This window comes from Pseudomonas sp. E45-MNA-CIBAN-0222 (genome assembly GCF_040310405.1).
Lineage (GTDB): Bacteria > Pseudomonadota > Gammaproteobacteria > Pseudomonadales > Pseudomonadaceae > Stutzerimonas > Stutzerimonas stutzeri_AC.
In genome coordinates this window covers 20768-34091 of the sequence record NZ_JBEOPU010000011.1, presented here as the reverse complement: position 1 = coordinate 34091, position 13324 = coordinate 20768, and the positions used below count along the sequence as shown (strand labels likewise).

At 56.6% G+C, this 13324-nt stretch carries 27 protein-coding genes; all 27 read right to left on the bottom strand.

From position 1 onward, the window contains the following. Nucleotides 1-1002 carry a DNA-directed RNA polymerase subunit alpha gene (locus AAEZ08_RS16630; RefSeq protein WP_003281807.1) on the bottom strand — a complete coding sequence of 334 codons (1002 nt, stop codon included), beginning with the start codon at nucleotides 1000-1002 and terminating at the stop codon, nucleotides 1-3. Between the two features lie 22 nt (nucleotides 1003-1024). After that, entirely contained in the window at nucleotides 1025-1645 is a 621-nt protein-coding gene (gene rpsD / locus AAEZ08_RS16625; RefSeq protein WP_003281809.1) for a 30S ribosomal protein S4, read from the bottom strand. Nucleotides 1646-1662: 17 nt separating this feature from the next. Continuing rightward, a complete protein-coding gene (rpsK, locus tag AAEZ08_RS16620; protein WP_003281811.1) occupies nucleotides 1663-2052 on the bottom strand; it encodes a 30S ribosomal protein S11 in 390 nt (129 codons plus the stop codon). A 30-nt stretch (nucleotides 2053-2082) separates the two neighbouring features. Further along, nucleotides 2083-2439 (bottom strand): 30S ribosomal protein S13, encoded by a 357-nt coding sequence (gene rpsM, locus AAEZ08_RS16615; protein WP_058063743.1) that lies wholly within the window; start codon nucleotides 2437-2439, stop codon nucleotides 2083-2085. Between the two features lie 130 nt (nucleotides 2440-2569). Beyond that, nucleotides 2570-2686, bottom strand: a complete 117-nt coding sequence (gene rpmJ / locus AAEZ08_RS16610; RefSeq protein ID WP_003281814.1) for a 50S ribosomal protein L36 — start codon at nucleotides 2684-2686, stop codon at nucleotides 2570-2572. A 29-nt stretch (nucleotides 2687-2715) separates the two neighbouring features. Beyond that, the gene (gene secY, locus AAEZ08_RS16605; protein WP_003281816.1) at nucleotides 2716-4044 is read right to left on the bottom strand and encodes a preprotein translocase subunit SecY; all 1329 of its coding nucleotides are present in this window, start codon (nucleotides 4042-4044) and stop codon (nucleotides 2716-2718) included. Next, nucleotides 4045-4479 carry a 50S ribosomal protein L15 gene (gene rplO / locus AAEZ08_RS16600; RefSeq protein WP_003281817.1) on the bottom strand — a complete coding sequence of 145 codons (435 nt, stop codon included), beginning with the start codon at nucleotides 4477-4479 and terminating at the stop codon, nucleotides 4045-4047. Nucleotides 4480-4482: 3 nt separating this feature from the next. Beyond that, nucleotides 4483-4662, bottom strand: coding sequence for a 50S ribosomal protein L30 (rpmD, locus tag AAEZ08_RS16595; RefSeq protein ID WP_003281818.1), 180 nt, complete (start codon nucleotides 4660-4662; stop codon nucleotides 4483-4485). A 2-nt stretch (nucleotides 4663-4664) separates the two neighbouring features. Further along, nucleotides 4665-5165: a 30S ribosomal protein S5 gene (rpsE, locus tag AAEZ08_RS16590; RefSeq protein ID WP_003281819.1), complete on the bottom strand. Its 501-nt coding sequence runs from the start codon at nucleotides 5163-5165 to the stop codon at nucleotides 4665-4667. 3 nt (nucleotides 5166-5168) lie between these two features. Next, nucleotides 5169-5519, bottom strand: a complete 351-nt coding sequence (rplR, locus tag AAEZ08_RS16585) for a 50S ribosomal protein L18 (RefSeq protein WP_058063742.1) — start codon at nucleotides 5517-5519, stop codon at nucleotides 5169-5171. A 10-nt stretch (nucleotides 5520-5529) separates the two neighbouring features. Beyond that, on the bottom strand, nucleotides 5530-6063 hold the full coding sequence (gene rplF, locus AAEZ08_RS16580; RefSeq protein WP_058063741.1) for a 50S ribosomal protein L6: 534 nt from the start codon (nucleotides 6061-6063) through the stop codon (nucleotides 5530-5532). A 12-nt stretch (nucleotides 6064-6075) separates the two neighbouring features. Next, a complete protein-coding gene (rpsH, locus tag AAEZ08_RS16575) occupies nucleotides 6076-6468 on the bottom strand; it encodes a 30S ribosomal protein S8 (RefSeq protein ID WP_003281824.1) in 393 nt (130 codons plus the stop codon). A gap of 181 nt (nucleotides 6469-6649) precedes the next feature. Next, entirely contained in the window at nucleotides 6650-6955 is a 306-nt protein-coding gene (gene rpsN, locus AAEZ08_RS16570; protein WP_003281826.1) for a 30S ribosomal protein S14, read from the bottom strand. Between the two features lie 13 nt (nucleotides 6956-6968). Next, on the bottom strand, nucleotides 6969-7508 hold the full coding sequence (gene rplE, locus AAEZ08_RS16565) for a 50S ribosomal protein L5 (RefSeq protein ID WP_003281827.1): 540 nt from the start codon (nucleotides 7506-7508) through the stop codon (nucleotides 6969-6971). Between the two features lie 19 nt (nucleotides 7509-7527). Beyond that, entirely contained in the window at nucleotides 7528-7842 is a 315-nt protein-coding gene (rplX, locus tag AAEZ08_RS16560; protein WP_003281829.1) for a 50S ribosomal protein L24, read from the bottom strand. Nucleotides 7843-7853: 11 nt separating this feature from the next. Continuing rightward, entirely contained in the window at nucleotides 7854-8222 is a 369-nt protein-coding gene (rplN, locus tag AAEZ08_RS16555; RefSeq protein WP_003281831.1) for a 50S ribosomal protein L14, read from the bottom strand. Nucleotides 8223-8245: 23 nt separating this feature from the next. After that, nucleotides 8246-8512: a 30S ribosomal protein S17 gene (rpsQ, locus tag AAEZ08_RS16550; RefSeq protein WP_003281832.1), complete on the bottom strand. Its 267-nt coding sequence runs from the start codon at nucleotides 8510-8512 to the stop codon at nucleotides 8246-8248. Nucleotides 8513-8514: 2 nt separating this feature from the next. Beyond that, entirely contained in the window at nucleotides 8515-8706 is a 192-nt protein-coding gene (rpmC, locus tag AAEZ08_RS16545; protein ID WP_003281834.1) for a 50S ribosomal protein L29, read from the bottom strand. Next, nucleotides 8706-9119, bottom strand: a complete 414-nt coding sequence (gene rplP, locus AAEZ08_RS16540; protein WP_003281836.1) for a 50S ribosomal protein L16 — start codon at nucleotides 9117-9119, stop codon at nucleotides 8706-8708. Before rplP ends, rpmC begins: the two co-directional genes overlap by 1 nt. A gap of 12 nt (nucleotides 9120-9131) precedes the next feature. Beyond that, the gene (rpsC, locus tag AAEZ08_RS16535; RefSeq protein WP_003289210.1) at nucleotides 9132-9818 is read right to left on the bottom strand and encodes a 30S ribosomal protein S3; all 687 of its coding nucleotides are present in this window, start codon (nucleotides 9816-9818) and stop codon (nucleotides 9132-9134) included. A gap of 13 nt (nucleotides 9819-9831) precedes the next feature. After that, nucleotides 9832-10164: a 50S ribosomal protein L22 gene (rplV, locus tag AAEZ08_RS16530; RefSeq protein ID WP_003103908.1), complete on the bottom strand. Its 333-nt coding sequence runs from the start codon at nucleotides 10162-10164 to the stop codon at nucleotides 9832-9834. Nucleotides 10165-10177: 13 nt separating this feature from the next. Further along, a complete protein-coding gene (rpsS, locus tag AAEZ08_RS16525; protein ID WP_003281840.1) occupies nucleotides 10178-10453 on the bottom strand; it encodes a 30S ribosomal protein S19 in 276 nt (91 codons plus the stop codon). 16 nt (nucleotides 10454-10469) lie between these two features. After that, the gene (gene rplB / locus AAEZ08_RS16520) at nucleotides 10470-11291 is read right to left on the bottom strand and encodes a 50S ribosomal protein L2 (protein ID WP_003281841.1); all 822 of its coding nucleotides are present in this window, start codon (nucleotides 11289-11291) and stop codon (nucleotides 10470-10472) included. Nucleotides 11292-11305: 14 nt separating this feature from the next. Beyond that, on the bottom strand, nucleotides 11306-11605 hold the full coding sequence (gene rplW, locus AAEZ08_RS16515; protein WP_003281842.1) for a 50S ribosomal protein L23: 300 nt from the start codon (nucleotides 11603-11605) through the stop codon (nucleotides 11306-11308). Beyond that, nucleotides 11602-12204: a 50S ribosomal protein L4 gene (gene rplD, locus AAEZ08_RS16510; protein ID WP_003281844.1), complete on the bottom strand. Its 603-nt coding sequence runs from the start codon at nucleotides 12202-12204 to the stop codon at nucleotides 11602-11604. The genes rplW and rplD overlap by 4 nt, the downstream gene beginning before the upstream one ends. Nucleotides 12205-12216: 12 nt before the next feature. Then, nucleotides 12217-12852 (bottom strand): 50S ribosomal protein L3, encoded by a 636-nt coding sequence (rplC, locus tag AAEZ08_RS16505; RefSeq protein WP_003281846.1) that lies wholly within the window; start codon nucleotides 12850-12852, stop codon nucleotides 12217-12219. A gap of 82 nt (nucleotides 12853-12934) precedes the next feature. Continuing rightward, nucleotides 12935-13246, bottom strand: coding sequence for a 30S ribosomal protein S10 (rpsJ, locus tag AAEZ08_RS16500; RefSeq protein ID WP_003186070.1), 312 nt, complete (start codon nucleotides 13244-13246; stop codon nucleotides 12935-12937). Nucleotides 13247-13324: the final 78 nt, after the last annotated feature.

Genomic DNA, 13324 nt, shown 5'->3' with positions numbered 1-13324 from the left:
TCAGGCAGTGGCCTTATCGTCCTTCTTGAGACTTGCCGGCGGCCAGTTATCCAGACGCATACCGAGGGACAAACCACGCGAAGCCAGAACGTCCTTGATTTCTGTCAGGGACTTCTTGCCCAGATTCGGCGTTTTCAACAGCTCTACTTCGGTGCGCTGAATAAGATCACCGATGTAGTAGATGTTTTCCGCCTTCAGGCAGTTGGCCGAACGTACGGTCAGCTCCAGATCATCAACCGGACGCAACAAGATCGGATCGATCTCATCTTCCTGCTCAACAACTACCGGCTCGCTGTCGCCCTTGAGGTCGACGAACGCAGCAAGCTGCTGTTGCAGGATGGTCGCTGCACGACGGATCGCCTCTTCGGGATCCAAAGTGCCGTTGGTTTCCAGGTCAATGACCAGCTTGTCCAGGTTGGTACGCTGCTCGACACGAGCATTCTCGACCACATAAGCCACGCGACGAACCGGGCTGAAGGTAGCGTCGAGCTGCAGACGGCCGATGCTACGGCTCTCATCTTCATCACTCTGACGCGAGTCAGCAGGCTCGTAACCACGGCCGCGAGCGACCTTGAGCTTCATGTTGATCGAGCCGTTTGCCGCCAGGTTGGCGATCAGGTGATCGCCATTGACGATTTCGACATCGTGATCCAGCTGGATATCGGCAGCGGTAACAGCGCCCGCGCCCTTCTTCACCAGGCTCAAGGTCACTTCATCACGGCCGTGCAGCTTGATGGCGATACCTTTGAGGTTGAGCAGGATTTCGATTACATCTTCCTGCACGCCCTCGATGGCGCTGTACTCGTGGAGCACACCGTCGATCTCAGCCTCGACCACAGCGCAGCCGGGCATGGAGGACAACAGAATACGACGCAGCGCGTTGCCCAGGGTGTGGCCAAAACCACGCTCGAGGGGCTCGAGAGTGATCTTGGCACGGGTCGGACTGACCACCTGCACATCAATATGGCGGGGGGTCAGGAACTCATTTACCGAACTCTGCATGGATACACCTATTTTCTAGCCCTTACTTGGAGTAGAGCTCGACAATCAGGTTTTCGTTGATGTCGGCGGACAGATCGCTGCGAGCCGGAACATTCTTGAAAACACCAGATTTCTTGTCGGTATCTACTTCGACCCATTCAACGCGGCCGCGCTGAGCGCACAGCTCGAGGGCCTGGGCGATACGCAGCTGGTTACGGCACTTCTCGCGAACCGCAACCACGTCACCAGCTTTGACCTGATAAGACGGGACGTTCACGGTTTGACCGTTGACGCTGATCGACTTGTGCGAGACCAACTGACGCGATTCAGCACGAGTGGAGCCGAAGCCCATACGATACACAACGTTGTCCAGACGGCACTCGAGCAGCTGCAGCAGGTTCTCACCGGTAGCGCCTTTACGGCTGGCCGCTTCCTTATAGTAACCGCTGAACTGACGCTCAAGAACACCGTAGATACGACGAACTTTCTGCTTTTCACGCAGCTGGGTGCCGTAGTCGGAAAGACGGCCACGACGCTGACCGTGTACACCCGGCGGGGTTTCAATGTTGCACTTAGATTCGAGCGCGCGCGCACCACTCTTCAGGAAGAGATCGGTGCCTTCACGACGAGACAGTTTGCACTTGGGACCAATATAACGAGCCATTCTTCACTGTCTCCTGATTACACGCGGCGCTTCTTCGGCGGACGGCACCCGTTATGCGGGATTGGCGTCACGTCGGTGATGCTGGCGATTTTATAACCACATGCGTTCAAAGCACGCACGGCGGATTCCCGACCCGGACCCGGGCCCTTGACGTTTACGTCGAGGTTCTTCAGGCCGTACTCCAGTGCAGCCTGGCCAGCGCGCTCTGCAGCGATCTGGGCAGCGAACGGAGTGCTCTTACGCGAGCCGCGGAAACCAGAACCACCCGAAGTAGCCCAGGACAACGCATTGCCCTGACGATCAGTGATGGTCACGATGGTATTGTTGAAAGACGCGTGGATGTGGGCGATGCCATCAACCACTGTCTTTTTGACTTTTTTACGAGGACGAGCAGCAGGTTTTGCCATGACTAAATTCCTGTCGATTCGCTAACGCGATTACTTGCGGATCGGCTTGCGCGGGCCCTTACGGGTACGGGCGTTGGTCTTGGTACGCTGACCGCGAACCGGCAGACCACGACGATGACGCAGGCCGCGATAGCAACCCAAGTCCATCAAGCGCTTGATTTTCATGTTGATTTCGCGACGCAGGTCGCCTTCAACGATGAACTTGCCGACTTCGCCACGCAGCAGTTCGACCTGCTCGTCGGAAAGATCCTTGATCTTCGCTGCCGGATTCACACCGGTAGCGGCACAGATTTCCTGTGCACGGGTGCGACCAACACCGTAGATGTAGGTCAGCGAGATAACAGTGTGCTTGTTATCCGGAATGTTGACGCCTGCAATACGGGCCATTCAGTGAAACTCCAATTGACAGCTACCTACGCCCCGGAAGCCAAGAAAAGGGCGCGAGATATTAACGCTGTAATAACAAATATTCAACCCGGCAGCGCACTAGCTGCCGGGTTATACGCTTTTTACACAATCAGCCTTGGCGCTGCTTGTGACGCGGTTCTGCGCTGCAGATCACACGCACGACACCGTCGCGACGGATGATCTTGCAGTTACGGCACAGCTTTTTAACCGATGCACGAACTTTCATCACCAACTCCTAAAACCTTACGAACCATCTCAGCGGAGCATTCCGCTGCCATAGCCCTTCAGGTTGGCTTTCTTCATCAGGGAATCGTACTGGTGTGACATCAGGTGCGATTGCACTTGGGACATGAAGTCCATGACAACCACGACCACGATCAGCAACGAGGTCCCACCAAGGTAGAACGGCACATTGGCTGCTACCACAAGGAACTGGGGCAGCAAGCATACAGCCGTCATGTAAAGGGCGCCGAACATGGTCAAGCGAGTCAGCACGCCATCGATATAGCGAGCGGATTGCTCACCAGGACGAATCCCAGGAATAAACGCGCCGGACTTCTTCAGGTTCTCCGCCACATCCTTCGGATTGAACATCAATGCCGTATAGAAGAAGCAGAAGAAAATGATTCCAGCACTGAACAACAAGATATTCAACGGCTGGCCCGGCGCGATTGCCTGAGAGATATCAGCCAACCAACTCATGCTTTCGGACTGGCCGAACCACTGCCCCAGCGAAGCCGGAAACAGAAGGATGCTGCTGGCGAAGATGGCAGGAATAACCCCGGCCATGTTCACCTTCAACGGCAGGTGGCTGGTCTGCGCGGCGAAGACCTTGCGGCCCTGCTGACGCTTAGCATAGTGCACCGCGATGCGACGCTGGCCACGCTCGATAAAGACCACGAAACCGATGATTGCAACAGCAAGCAGACCGACAGCGAGCAGCGCAATGATATTGATGTCACCCTGCCGAGCAGACTCGAAGGACTGACCGAGCGCACCCGGCAAGCCTGCGACGATGCCAGCGAAGATCAGCATCGAGATACCATTGCCGACCCCACGCTCAGTGATCTGCTCACCTAGCCACATCATGAACATCGCGCCGGACACGAAAGTAGTGATGGCGACAAAGTAGAAGCCAAAATCGTTGCTGAACGCGACACCTTGCCCCGCCAACCCGACCGACATGCCTACCGCCTGAACGATTGCCAGCACCAACGTACCGTAACGCGTGTACTGACTGATCTTGCGCCGACCAGCCTCACCTTCTTTCTTCAACTGCTCTAGCTGCGGACTAACAGCGGTCATGAGCTGCATGATGATCGACGCCGAAATGTACGGCATGATCCCCAGCGCAAAAATACTCATGCGCTCCAGCGCACCGCCGGAAAACATGTTGAACAAGCTAAGGATGGTGCCCTCGTTCTGACGGAATAGCTCGGCCAGCCGGTCGGGATTGATCCCAGGCACCGGGATGTGTGCGCCAATTCGGTAGACGATGATCGCCATGAACAGAAAGCGCAGACGAGCCCAGAGTTCGGACAAGCCACCATTACTCAGCGCGGAGAGAGCACCTTGCTTAGCCATTTATTCCTCGAACTTGCCGCCAGCTGCTTCGATAGCCGCACGCGCACCCTTGGTGGCTGCGATACCCTTGAGAGTAACCGCGCGACCAACCTCGCCGGACAGCATGACTTTTACGCGCTGCACGTTTTGATTGATAACGTTGGCATCTTTCAGGCTTTGCACGGTGACGACATCGCCTTCAACCTTGGCCAATTCGGAGGTGCGCACTTCTGCGCGATCCATGGCTTTCAGCGAAACGAAGCCGAACTTCGGCAAACGGCGGTGCAGCGGCTGCTGGCCACCCTCGAAGCCGGGAGCAATTTTGCCACCGGAGCGAGAAGTCTGACCTTTGTGACCACGGCCACCGGTCTTACCCAGACCGCTACCGATACCACGGCCCGGACGCAGCTTTTCGCGACGGGCACCCGGCGCAGAACGCAAATCGTTCAGTTGCATGGCTTAGCCCTCCACACGGAGCATGTAGTAAGCCTTGTTGATCATGCCGCGATTCTCAGGAGTATCCTGAACCTCGACAGTGTGACCAATGCGGCGCAGGCCTAGACCCTTGACGCACAGCTTGTGATTAGGAATACGACCGCTGACGCTCTTGATCAGCGTTACCTTGACGGTATTAGCCATGATCAGGAAATCTCCTCGACGCTCTTGCCACGCTTGGCAGCGATCGACTCAGGCGACTGCATAGCCTTCAAACCCTTGAAGGTGGCGTGAACCACGTTGACCGGGTTGGTAGAGCCGTAGCACTTAGCCAGGACGTTCTGCACGCCAGCCACTTCCAGGATGGCGCGCATGGCACCACCGGCGATCACACCGGTACCCTCAGAAGCAGGTTGCATGTAGATTTTGGAAGCGCCATGAGCAGCCTTGGTAGCGTACTGCAACGTGGTGCCGTTCAGATCAACCTGGATCATGTTACGGCGAGCGGCTTCCATAGCCTTCTGAATAGCAGCCGGGACTTCACGGGACTTGCCGCGGCCGAAGCCAACGCGACCCTTGCCATCACCGACTACCGTCAGCGCGGTGAAGGTGAAGATACGACCACCCTTTACGGTTTTTGCGACGCGGTTAACTTGAACCAGTTTCTCGATGTAGCCTTCGTCGCGCTTTTGCTCGTTATTTGCCATAACTTAGAACTCCAGCCCGCCTTCACGAGCAGCATCAGCCAGTGCCTTCACACGACCGTGGTACTTGAAGCCAGAACGGTCGAACGCCACCTGAGTGACACCTGCGGCTTTCGCACGCTCAGCGACCAGCTGACCGACTTTCTTGGCAGCGTCGACGTTGCCAGTAGCAGCATCACGCAGTTCTTTGTCCAGAGTCGAGGCGCTGGCCAGGACCTTGCCGCCGTCGGCCGAAAGGACCTGGGCGTAGATGTGCTGGGAAGAGCGGTACACGCAAAGGCGTACGGTTTCCAGCTCGCGCATCTTCAGGCGTGCCTTGCGAGCGCGACGCAGACGAGTTTCTTTCTTTAGGCTCATTTGCTATGCCCTACTTCTTCTTAGCTTCTTTGCGACGGACCACTTCATCCGAGTACCGCACACCTTTGCCCTTGTAAGGCTCAGGACGACGGAAATCGCGGATTTCAGCAGCCACCTGACCGACCAGTTGCTTGTCGACACCCTTAATCAGGATATCGGTCTGGCTGGGGGTCTCAGCGGTAACGCCTTGCGGCAGTTCATAATCCACCGGATGCGAGAAACCGAGAGCCAGGGACAGCACTTGACCTTTGGCTTGCGCCTTGTAACCAACACCAACCAGCTGGAGCTTACGCTCGAAGCCTTGGCTGACACCGATCACCATATTGTTGACCAGAGCGCGGGTAGTACCGGCCATGGCGCGTGTTTGCTGATCGCCATTGCGAGCGGCAAAACGCAACTCACCAGCCTCATGGACTACTTCCACGGACGAGTGCACATTCAGCTCCAGAGTGCCCTTGGCACCCTTTACCGAAAGCTGCTGGCCGGACATGTTGAATTCAACACCAGCGGGCAGCTTGACGGGGTTCTTAGCAACGCGAGACATGCTTATCCCCCCTTAGAACACTGTGCAAAGCACTTCGCCGCCAACGCCCGCAGCACGAGCAGCCCGATCAGTCATCACACCCTTGTTGGTGGACACGATCGAAACACCCAGGCCACCGCGAACTTTCGGCAACTGGTCAACGGATTTGTACTGGCGAAGGCCAGGACGGCTTACGCGCTTGAGTTCCTCAATGACCGGACGGCCCTCGAAGTACTTCAGCTCGATGGACAGCTGCGGTTTGGCGTCGCTGCTGACGTTGTATCCTGCGATATAGCCTTCACCTTGAAGAACGTTGGCAACAGCCACCTTCAACGTGGAAGACGGCATGCTTACGACGGACTTTTCGGCCATCTGGGCATTACGGATACGAGTTAGCATGTCCGCTAACGGGTCCTGCATACTCATGGGCGCTTGGCTCCTAATACAAAAAAATAAGCCCGCGAGGGCTCGTGTCGCCTACGAATGAGCGAGCGCCTAAAGGCGAGGCTCGGGCGAGCCGGACATTCTAGAGACACTCCCAAAACGAATCAAGCCCCATAAGGGGCTTGATCAAAAACAAACAGGACCGGAGGCCCTGTCTATTCTATTACCAGCTGGCTTTGACCAGACCTGGCACGTCACCGCGCATTGCAGCCTGGCGCAGCATGTTGCGCGAGAGGCCGAACTTGCGATAAACGCCGTGTGGACGCCCGGTCAGACGGCAGCGGTTACGCAGGCGCGCAGCGCTTGCGTCACGAGGCTGCTTCTGCAGAGCCACCTGAGCTTCCCAACGCGCCTCCGGAGTGGACTCCGGGCTAGCGATGATGGCCTTCAGTGCCGCACGCTTCTGGGCGAACTTGGCAACCGTCTGCTGACGCTTCAGCTCACGGTTCTTCATGCTTTGCTTAGCCATGTGCCTACTCCAATCAGTTACGGAACGGGAAGTTGAAAGCACGCAGCAGAGCGCGACCTTCCTCATCCGTCCGAGCAGTGGTAGTCAGAGTGATGTCCAGACCACGCAGGGCATCGATCTTGTCGTAATCGATCTCCGGGAAGATGATCTGCTCTTTCACACCCATGCTGTAGTTACCGCGCCCATCGAAGGACTTGGCATTCAGGCCACGGAAGTCACGCACCCGTGGCAGGGAGATGGAAAGCAGGCGATCCAGGAATTCGTACATACGATCACTGCGCAGGGTCACCTTGACGCCAATCGGCCAGCCTTCGCGAACCTTGAAGCCCGCGATGGACTTGCGAGCGTGCGTCACGACGACCTTCTGGCCGGTAATCTTCTCAAGATCGGCAACTGCGTTGTCGATGATCTTCTTATCACCGATCGCTTCGCCGATACCCATGTTAAGGGTGATCTTGGTAATGCGCGGAACTTCCATCACATTGCCGAGCTGAAGCTCTTCCTTCAGCTTGGGCGCGATTTCCTTCCGATAAACTTCTTTTAGTCGTGCCATGGTTATCTACCTAGCAGTCTCAAGCGTCAACCGGCTTCTGGGTCGACTTGAAGACACGAATTTTCTTGCCTTCTTCAACCTTGAAGCCAACGCGGTCTGCCTTGTTGGTCTCGCCGTTGAAAATGGCGACGTTAGAGACGTGCAAAGGCGCCTCTTTCTCGACGATACCGCCCTGAACGCCCGACATCGGGTTCGGCTTGGTATGGCGCTTGACCAGGTTGATCCCGCCAACGACCAAACGGTCGTCAACGAGCACCTTGAGCACCTTACCGCGCTTGCCCTTGTCTTTGCCGGCGATGACGATGATCTCGTCGTTGCGACGAATCTTTTGCATGCGGCTACTCCTTACAGCACTTCAGGGGCGAGCGAGACGATTTTCATGAACTTCTCGGTACGAAGTTCACGCGTCACCGGCCCAAAAATACGGGTGCCGATAGGCTCTTGCTTGTTGTTCAACAGAACAGCAGCGTTGCCATCGAAGCGAATGATGGAACCATCGGGACGACGTACACCGTGACGGGTGCGGACCACTACAGCGGTCATTACCTGGCCTTTCTTGACCTTGCCACGAGGAATCGCTTCCTTGACGGTTACCTTGATAATGTCGCCGATGCCGGCGTAACGACGGTGAGAACCGCCGAGCACCTTGATACACATGACGCGACGAGCGCCACTGTTATCAGCCACATCGAGCATGGATTGAGTCTGAATCATATAATTTCTCCGACCCCTAGCCCTTAGACTTCGACGGCACGTTCAACGACGTCAACCAGCATCCAGGTCTTGGTCTTAGCCAGCGGACGAGTCTCGCGGATGGTGACCTTATCGCCGATACGGCACTGGTTGGTTTCGTCGTGGGCGTGCAGTTTGGTCGAACGCTTCACGTATTTACCGTAGATCGGGTGCTTTACGCGACGCTCGATCAGAACGGTGATGGTTTTGTCCATCTTGTCGCTGACGACGCGGCCAGTCAGCGTGCGGACGGTTTTCTGAGCTTCAGCCATGATCACTTACCTGCCTGCTGGTTGAGCACAGTCTTGACACGAGCGATGTCGCGCTTGACTTGCGAGAGCAGGTGAGACTGCCCCAACTGGCCAGTCGCTTTCTGCATACGCAGATTGAACTGGTCCCGCAGCAGCTCGAGCAATTGCTCGTTCAGCTGCTCAACGGATTTTTCACGAAGTTCATTCGCTTTCATCACATCACCGTCCGCTTAACAAAGGAGGTGGCGAGCGGCAGCTTTGCAGCGGCCAGGGCGAAAGCCTCACGCGCCAGCTCTTCGGAAACACCCTCGATCTCGTAGAGCACTTTGCCCGGCTGAATCTGGGCTACCCAGTACTCGACGCTACCCTTACCTTTACCCATACGAACTTCTAGGGGCTTCTTGGTGACGGGCTTGTCGGGGAACACGCGGATCCAGATCTTACCGCCACGCTTCACGTGACGGGTGAGCGCACGACGTGCAGCCTCGATCTGGCGCGCAGTCAGACGACCACGGGAAACAGACTTCAGCGCGAATTCGCCGAAGCTGACCTTGCTACCGCGCTGAGCCAGACCGCGGTTGTGGCCGGTCATCTGCTTGCGGAATTTTGTACGCTTGGGTTGCAACATTTGGCGTACCCCTTACTTAGCAGCTTTTTTACGAGGAGCAGGCGCTTGAGGCTTGAGCTCTTCATGGCGACCACCAATCACTTCGCCTTTGAAGATCCACACCTTCACGCCGATCACACCGTAAGTGGTGTGCGCTTCGTAAGTGTTGTAATCGATATCGGCACGCAGTGTGTGCAGAGGCACACGACCTTCGCGATACCACTCGGTACGGGCGATTTCAGCCCCACCCAGACGACCACTGACCTGGATTTTGATGCCTTTGGCACCAATACGCATGGCGTTCTGCACGGCGCGCTTCATGGCGCGACGGAACATTACGCGACGCTCCAGCTGCTGAGCTACGCTCTGTGCAACCAGCATGGCGTCGAGCTCCGGCTTGCGGATCTCTTCAATGTTGATGTGCACCGGCACACCCATTTGCTTGGTCAGGTCCTGACGCAGCTTCTCAACATCCTCACCCTTCTTCCCGATAACGATGCCGGGACGAGCGGTATGGATGGTGATGCGTGCGGTTTGAGCCGGGCGATGGATATCGATACGGCTTACGGACGCGCTTTTTAATTTGTCTTGGAGGTACTCACGCACGTTCAGATCTGCAAGCAGATAATCTGCATACGTACGGCCGTCTGCGTACCAGACGGAGGTGTGCTCCTTGACGATTCCCAGGCGAATGCCAGTGGGATGTACTTTCTGACCCATCTGATCGACTCCGTTACTTGTCCGCAACCTTGACAGTGATATGGCAAGACCGCTTGACGATGCGATCAGCGCGGCCTTTGGCACGCGGCATGATGCGCTTAAGCGAACGCCCTTCGTTGACGAAGACTGTGGAGACCTTGAGATCATCCACATCGGCGCCTTCGTTGTGCTCGGCGTTGGCAACGGCCGACTCCAGCACTTTTTTCATGATCTCGGCGGCTTTCTTGCTACTGAAAGCCAGGAGGTTGAGCGCTTCGCCCACCTTCTTCCCGCGGATCTGGTCGGCGACCAGGCGGGCTTTCTGGGCGGAGATGCGAGCGCCCGACAACTTAGCGGCTACTTCCATCTTTCCTTACCCCTTAGCGCTTGCCTTTCTTGTCCGCTACGTGCCCGCGATAGGTGCGGGTACCAGCGAACTCGCCGAGTTTATGGCCGACCATGTCTTCGTTCACAAGAACCGGAACATGTTGACGACCGTTATGTACAGCGATGGTCAGACCGACCATTTGTGGCAGGATCATGGAGCGACGCGACCAGGTTTTAACCGGCTTGCGATCGTTCTTTTCCACCGCCACTTCGACCTTCTTCAATAGGTGAAGATCGATAAAAGGACCTTTTTTCAGAGAACGCGGCACTGTCGTATCCCTCTAGTTACTTGCGACGACGGACGATCATGTTATCGGTGCGCTTGTTAGTGCGGGTCTTCGCGCCCTTAGTCGGGAAGCCCCATGGCGACACCGGATGACGACCACCGGAGGTACGACCTTCACCACCACCGTGTGGGTGATCGACCGGGTTCATCGCGACACCACGAACGGTAGGACGAATGCCCTTCCAGCGCTTGGCACCAGCCTTACCCAACGAACGCAGGCTATGCTCGGAGTTCGAGACTTCACCCAGGGTCGCGCGGCACTCGGCCAACACTTTGCGCATCTCGCCGGAGCGCAGACGCAGCGTCACGTAGGAACCCTCGCGAGCAACCAGCTGAGCCGAAGCACCAGCGGAGCGAGCGATCTGGGCACCCTTGCCCGGCTTGAGCTCAACACCGTGGACGGTAGAACCCAGCGGAATGTTGCGCAGCGGCAGACTGTTACCAGCCTTGATCGGAGCATTAATGCCCGAGACCAGCTGATCGCCAGCGCTTACACCTTTCGGCGCGATGATGTAGCGACGCTCACCGTCGGCATACTTCAGCAACGCGATGTGCGCAGTACGGTTCGGATCGTATTCGATACGCTCAACGATGGCAGGAATGCCATCCTTGTTGCGACGAAAATCGACCAGACGATAGTGCTGCTTATGACCACCACCGATATGGCGAGTGGTGATACGACCGTTGTTGTTACGGCCGCCAGTCTTCGACTTCTTCTCGAGCAGCGGTGCGTAAGGAGCGCCTTTGTGCAGCTCCTGATTGACCACCTTGACCACAAAACGGCGGCCCGCGGAAGTCGGTTTGCATTTAACAATTGCCATGATGCACCCCTTCCTTACTCAGCACTGCCGGAGAAATCGAGATCCTGGCCTGGCTGAAGAGCGATGTACGCCTTCTTCCAGTCGTTGCGCTTGCCCAGACCGCGAGCGGTGCGCTTGGTCTTACCCTGAACATTCAGAGTGTTGACAGCGGCGACCTTCACGTCGAACAGGCTTTCGACAGCCTTCTTGATTTCCAGCTTGGTTGCGTCAGTCGCAACCTTGAAAACGAATTGCTTCTTGCTGTCAGCCAGCACGGTAGCCTTCTCAGAGACGTGCGGACCAAGCAGGACTTTGAATACGCGTTCCTGGTTCATCCCAGCAGCTCCTCGAATTTCTTCACAGCCGACACGGTGATCAACACCTTGTCATAGGCGATCAGGCTAACCGGATCGGAACCCTGGACGTCACGTACATCGACATGCGGCAGGTTGCGCGCAGCGAGGTACAGGTTCTGATCGACAGCATCGGAAACGATCAGCACGTCGCTCAGACCCATACCATTGAGCTTGCTAGCAAGCACCTTGGTCTTTGGGGCATCGACGGCGAAATCTTCTACGACAACCAGGCGCTCGGAGCGAACCAGCTCAGCAAGAATGGAGCGCATTGCAGCGCGATACATCTTCTTGTTGAGTTTCTGCTCATGGTTCTGCGGACGAGCAGCAAAGGTAACACCACCGCCACGCCAGATCGGACCACGAGTGGTACCAGCACGAGCACGGCCGGTACCTTTCTGACGCCACGGACGCTTGCCACCACCGGAGACATCGGAACGGGTCTTCTGCTGCTTGCTACCCTGACGACCGCCAGCCATGTAGGCTACGACTGCCTGGTGCACCAGCGTCTCGTTGTAATCGCCACCAAAGGTACGATCGGAGACTTCGATGGCCTGTGCGCCATTTACATTCAATTGCATGTGAACTCCCCCTTAACCGCGAGCCTTGGCGGCCGGACGCACGAGCACGTCACTACCAGTGGCGCCGGGCACTGCGCCCTTCACCAACAGCAGATTCCGCTCAGCATCGACACGCACGATTTCCAGAGACTGCACGGTTACGCGCTCGGCGCCCATGTGCCCGGACATCTTCTTGCCCTTGAATACACGACCTGGAGTCTGGCACTGACCGATAGAGCCCGGGACGCGGTGGGATACGGAGTTACCGTGGGTATTGTCCTGACCACGAAAGTTCCAGCGCTTGATGGTACCGGCAAAGCCTTTACCCTTGGACTGACCGGTGACATCCACCATTTGTCCTGCCTGGAAAATCTCAGCATTGATCTGGTCACCAACCTGGAACTCCTCGCCATCAAGGCGGAATTCCCAGACGCCGCGACCAGCAGCTACATTCGCCTTCGCGAAGTGACCAGCCTGAGCCTTGGTAACACGGGACGCGCGACGCTCACCGACAGTAACCTGCACTGCACGATAGCCATCGCTCTCTTCATTCTTGAATTGGGTGACGCGATTCGGCTCGATCTCAATGACCGTAACCGGAATAGAGACACCATCCTCGGTGAAAACGCGGGTCATGCCGCATTTACGACCGACTACACCAATAGTCATGTTGTAACCTCTTGAGTGTACGGGGCTTTCACCCGCTATGGCCGCCCATTTCAGAGCGTTACACGACTAAAACTCTCAGGTTTTAGCCGAGGCTGATCTGCACTTCCACACCAGCCGCAAGATCGAGCTTCATCAGCGCATCGACGGTCTTGTCGGTCGGCTGAACAATGTCCAGCACACGCTTATGGGTTCGAATTTCATACTGATCGCGCGCGTCTTTGTTGACGTGCGGAGAAACCAGCACAGTGAACCGCTCTTTGCGGGTTGGCAGCGGAATCGGACCACGCACCTGAGCACCAGTACGTTTCGCGGTTTCCACGATTTCCTGGGTTGATTGATCGATCAGGCGATGGTCAAAAGCCTTCAACCGAATACGGATTTGTTGGTTTTGCATTTTGACCTCAGACTCCAAGTAGCCACCCTACCAGGCGCAATACCCCCGGTAAAAGGAGGCGCAATTGTACGGATGCGC

What these genes read in the sequence shown, in the direction of transcription:
- AAEZ08_RS16630 (WP_003281807.1), bottom strand. Translation starts at nt 1,002, where the DNA reads ATGCAGAGTTCGGTAAATGAGTTCCTGACCCCCCGCCATATTGATGTG.
- rpsD (WP_003281809.1), bottom strand. Translation starts at nt 1,645, where the DNA reads ATGGCTCGTTATATTGGTCCCAAGTGCAAACTGTCTCGTCGTGAAGGC.
- rpsK (WP_003281811.1), bottom strand. Translation starts at nt 2,052, where the DNA reads ATGGCAAAACCTGCTGCTCGTCCTCGTAAAAAAGTCAAAAAGACAGTG.
- rpsM (WP_058063743.1), bottom strand. Translation starts at nt 2,439, where the DNA reads ATGGCCCGTATTGCAGGCGTCAACATTCCGGATAACAAGCACACTGTT.
- rpmJ (WP_003281814.1), bottom strand. Translation starts at nt 2,686, where the DNA reads ATGAAAGTTCGTGCATCGGTTAAAAAGCTGTGCCGTAACTGCAAGATC.
- secY (WP_003281816.1), bottom strand. Translation starts at nt 4,044, where the DNA reads ATGGCTAAGCAAGGTGCTCTCTCCGCGCTGAGTAATGGTGGCTTGTCC.
- rplO (WP_003281817.1), bottom strand. Translation starts at nt 4,479, where the DNA reads ATGCAACTGAACGATTTGCGTTCTGCGCCGGGTGCCCGTCGCGAAAAG.
- rpmD (WP_003281818.1), bottom strand. Translation starts at nt 4,662, where the DNA reads ATGGCTAATACCGTCAAGGTAACGCTGATCAAGAGCGTCAGCGGTCGT.
- rpsE (WP_003281819.1), bottom strand. Translation starts at nt 5,165, where the DNA reads ATGGCAAATAACGAGCAAAAGCGCGACGAAGGCTACATCGAGAAACTG.
- rplR (WP_058063742.1), bottom strand. Translation starts at nt 5,519, where the DNA reads ATGAGCCTAAAGAAAGAAACTCGTCTGCGTCGCGCTCGCAAGGCACGC.
- rplF (WP_058063741.1), bottom strand. Translation starts at nt 6,063, where the DNA reads ATGTCTCGCGTTGCTAAGAACCCCGTCAAGCTGCCCGCTGGTGTTGAA.
- rpsH (WP_003281824.1), bottom strand. Translation starts at nt 6,468, where the DNA reads ATGAGTATGCAGGACCCGTTAGCGGACATGCTAACTCGTATCCGTAAT.
- rpsN (WP_003281826.1), bottom strand. Translation starts at nt 6,955, where the DNA reads ATGGCTAAGCAAAGCATGAAGAACCGTGAGCTGAAGCGTCAGCAGACG.
- rplE (WP_003281827.1), bottom strand. Translation starts at nt 7,508, where the DNA reads ATGGCACGACTAAAAGAAGTTTATCGGAAGGAAATCGCGCCCAAGCTG.
- rplX (WP_003281829.1), bottom strand. Translation starts at nt 7,842, where the DNA reads ATGCAAAAGATTCGTCGCAACGACGAGATCATCGTCATCGCCGGCAAA.
- rplN (WP_003281831.1), bottom strand. Translation starts at nt 8,222, where the DNA reads ATGATTCAGACTCAATCCATGCTCGATGTGGCTGATAACAGTGGCGCT.
- rpsQ (WP_003281832.1), bottom strand. Translation starts at nt 8,512, where the DNA reads ATGGCTGAAGCTCAGAAAACCGTCCGCACGCTGACTGGCCGCGTCGTC.
- rpmC (WP_003281834.1), bottom strand. Translation starts at nt 8,706, where the DNA reads ATGAAAGCGAATGAACTTCGTGAAAAATCCGTTGAGCAGCTGAACGAG.
- rplP (WP_003281836.1), bottom strand. Translation starts at nt 9,119, where the DNA reads ATGTTGCAACCCAAGCGTACAAAATTCCGCAAGCAGATGACCGGCCAC.
- rpsC (WP_003289210.1), bottom strand. Translation starts at nt 9,818, where the DNA reads ATGGGTCAGAAAGTACATCCCACTGGCATTCGCCTGGGAATCGTCAAG.
- rplV (WP_003103908.1), bottom strand. Translation starts at nt 10,164, where the DNA reads ATGGAAGTAGCCGCTAAGTTGTCGGGCGCTCGCATCTCCGCCCAGAAA.
- rplB (WP_003281841.1), bottom strand. Translation starts at nt 11,291, where the DNA reads ATGGCAATTGTTAAATGCAAACCGACTTCCGCGGGCCGCCGTTTTGTG.
- rplW (WP_003281842.1), bottom strand. Translation starts at nt 11,605, where the DNA reads ATGAACCAGGAACGCGTATTCAAAGTCCTGCTTGGTCCGCACGTCTCT.
- rplD (WP_003281844.1), bottom strand. Translation starts at nt 12,204, where the DNA reads ATGCAATTGAATGTAAATGGCGCACAGGCCATCGAAGTCTCCGATCGT.
- rplC (WP_003281846.1), bottom strand. Translation starts at nt 12,852, where the DNA reads ATGACTATTGGTGTAGTCGGTCGTAAATGCGGCATGACCCGCGTTTTC.
- rpsJ (WP_003186070.1), bottom strand. Translation starts at nt 13,246, where the DNA reads ATGCAAAACCAACAAATCCGTATTCGGTTGAAGGCTTTTGACCATCGC.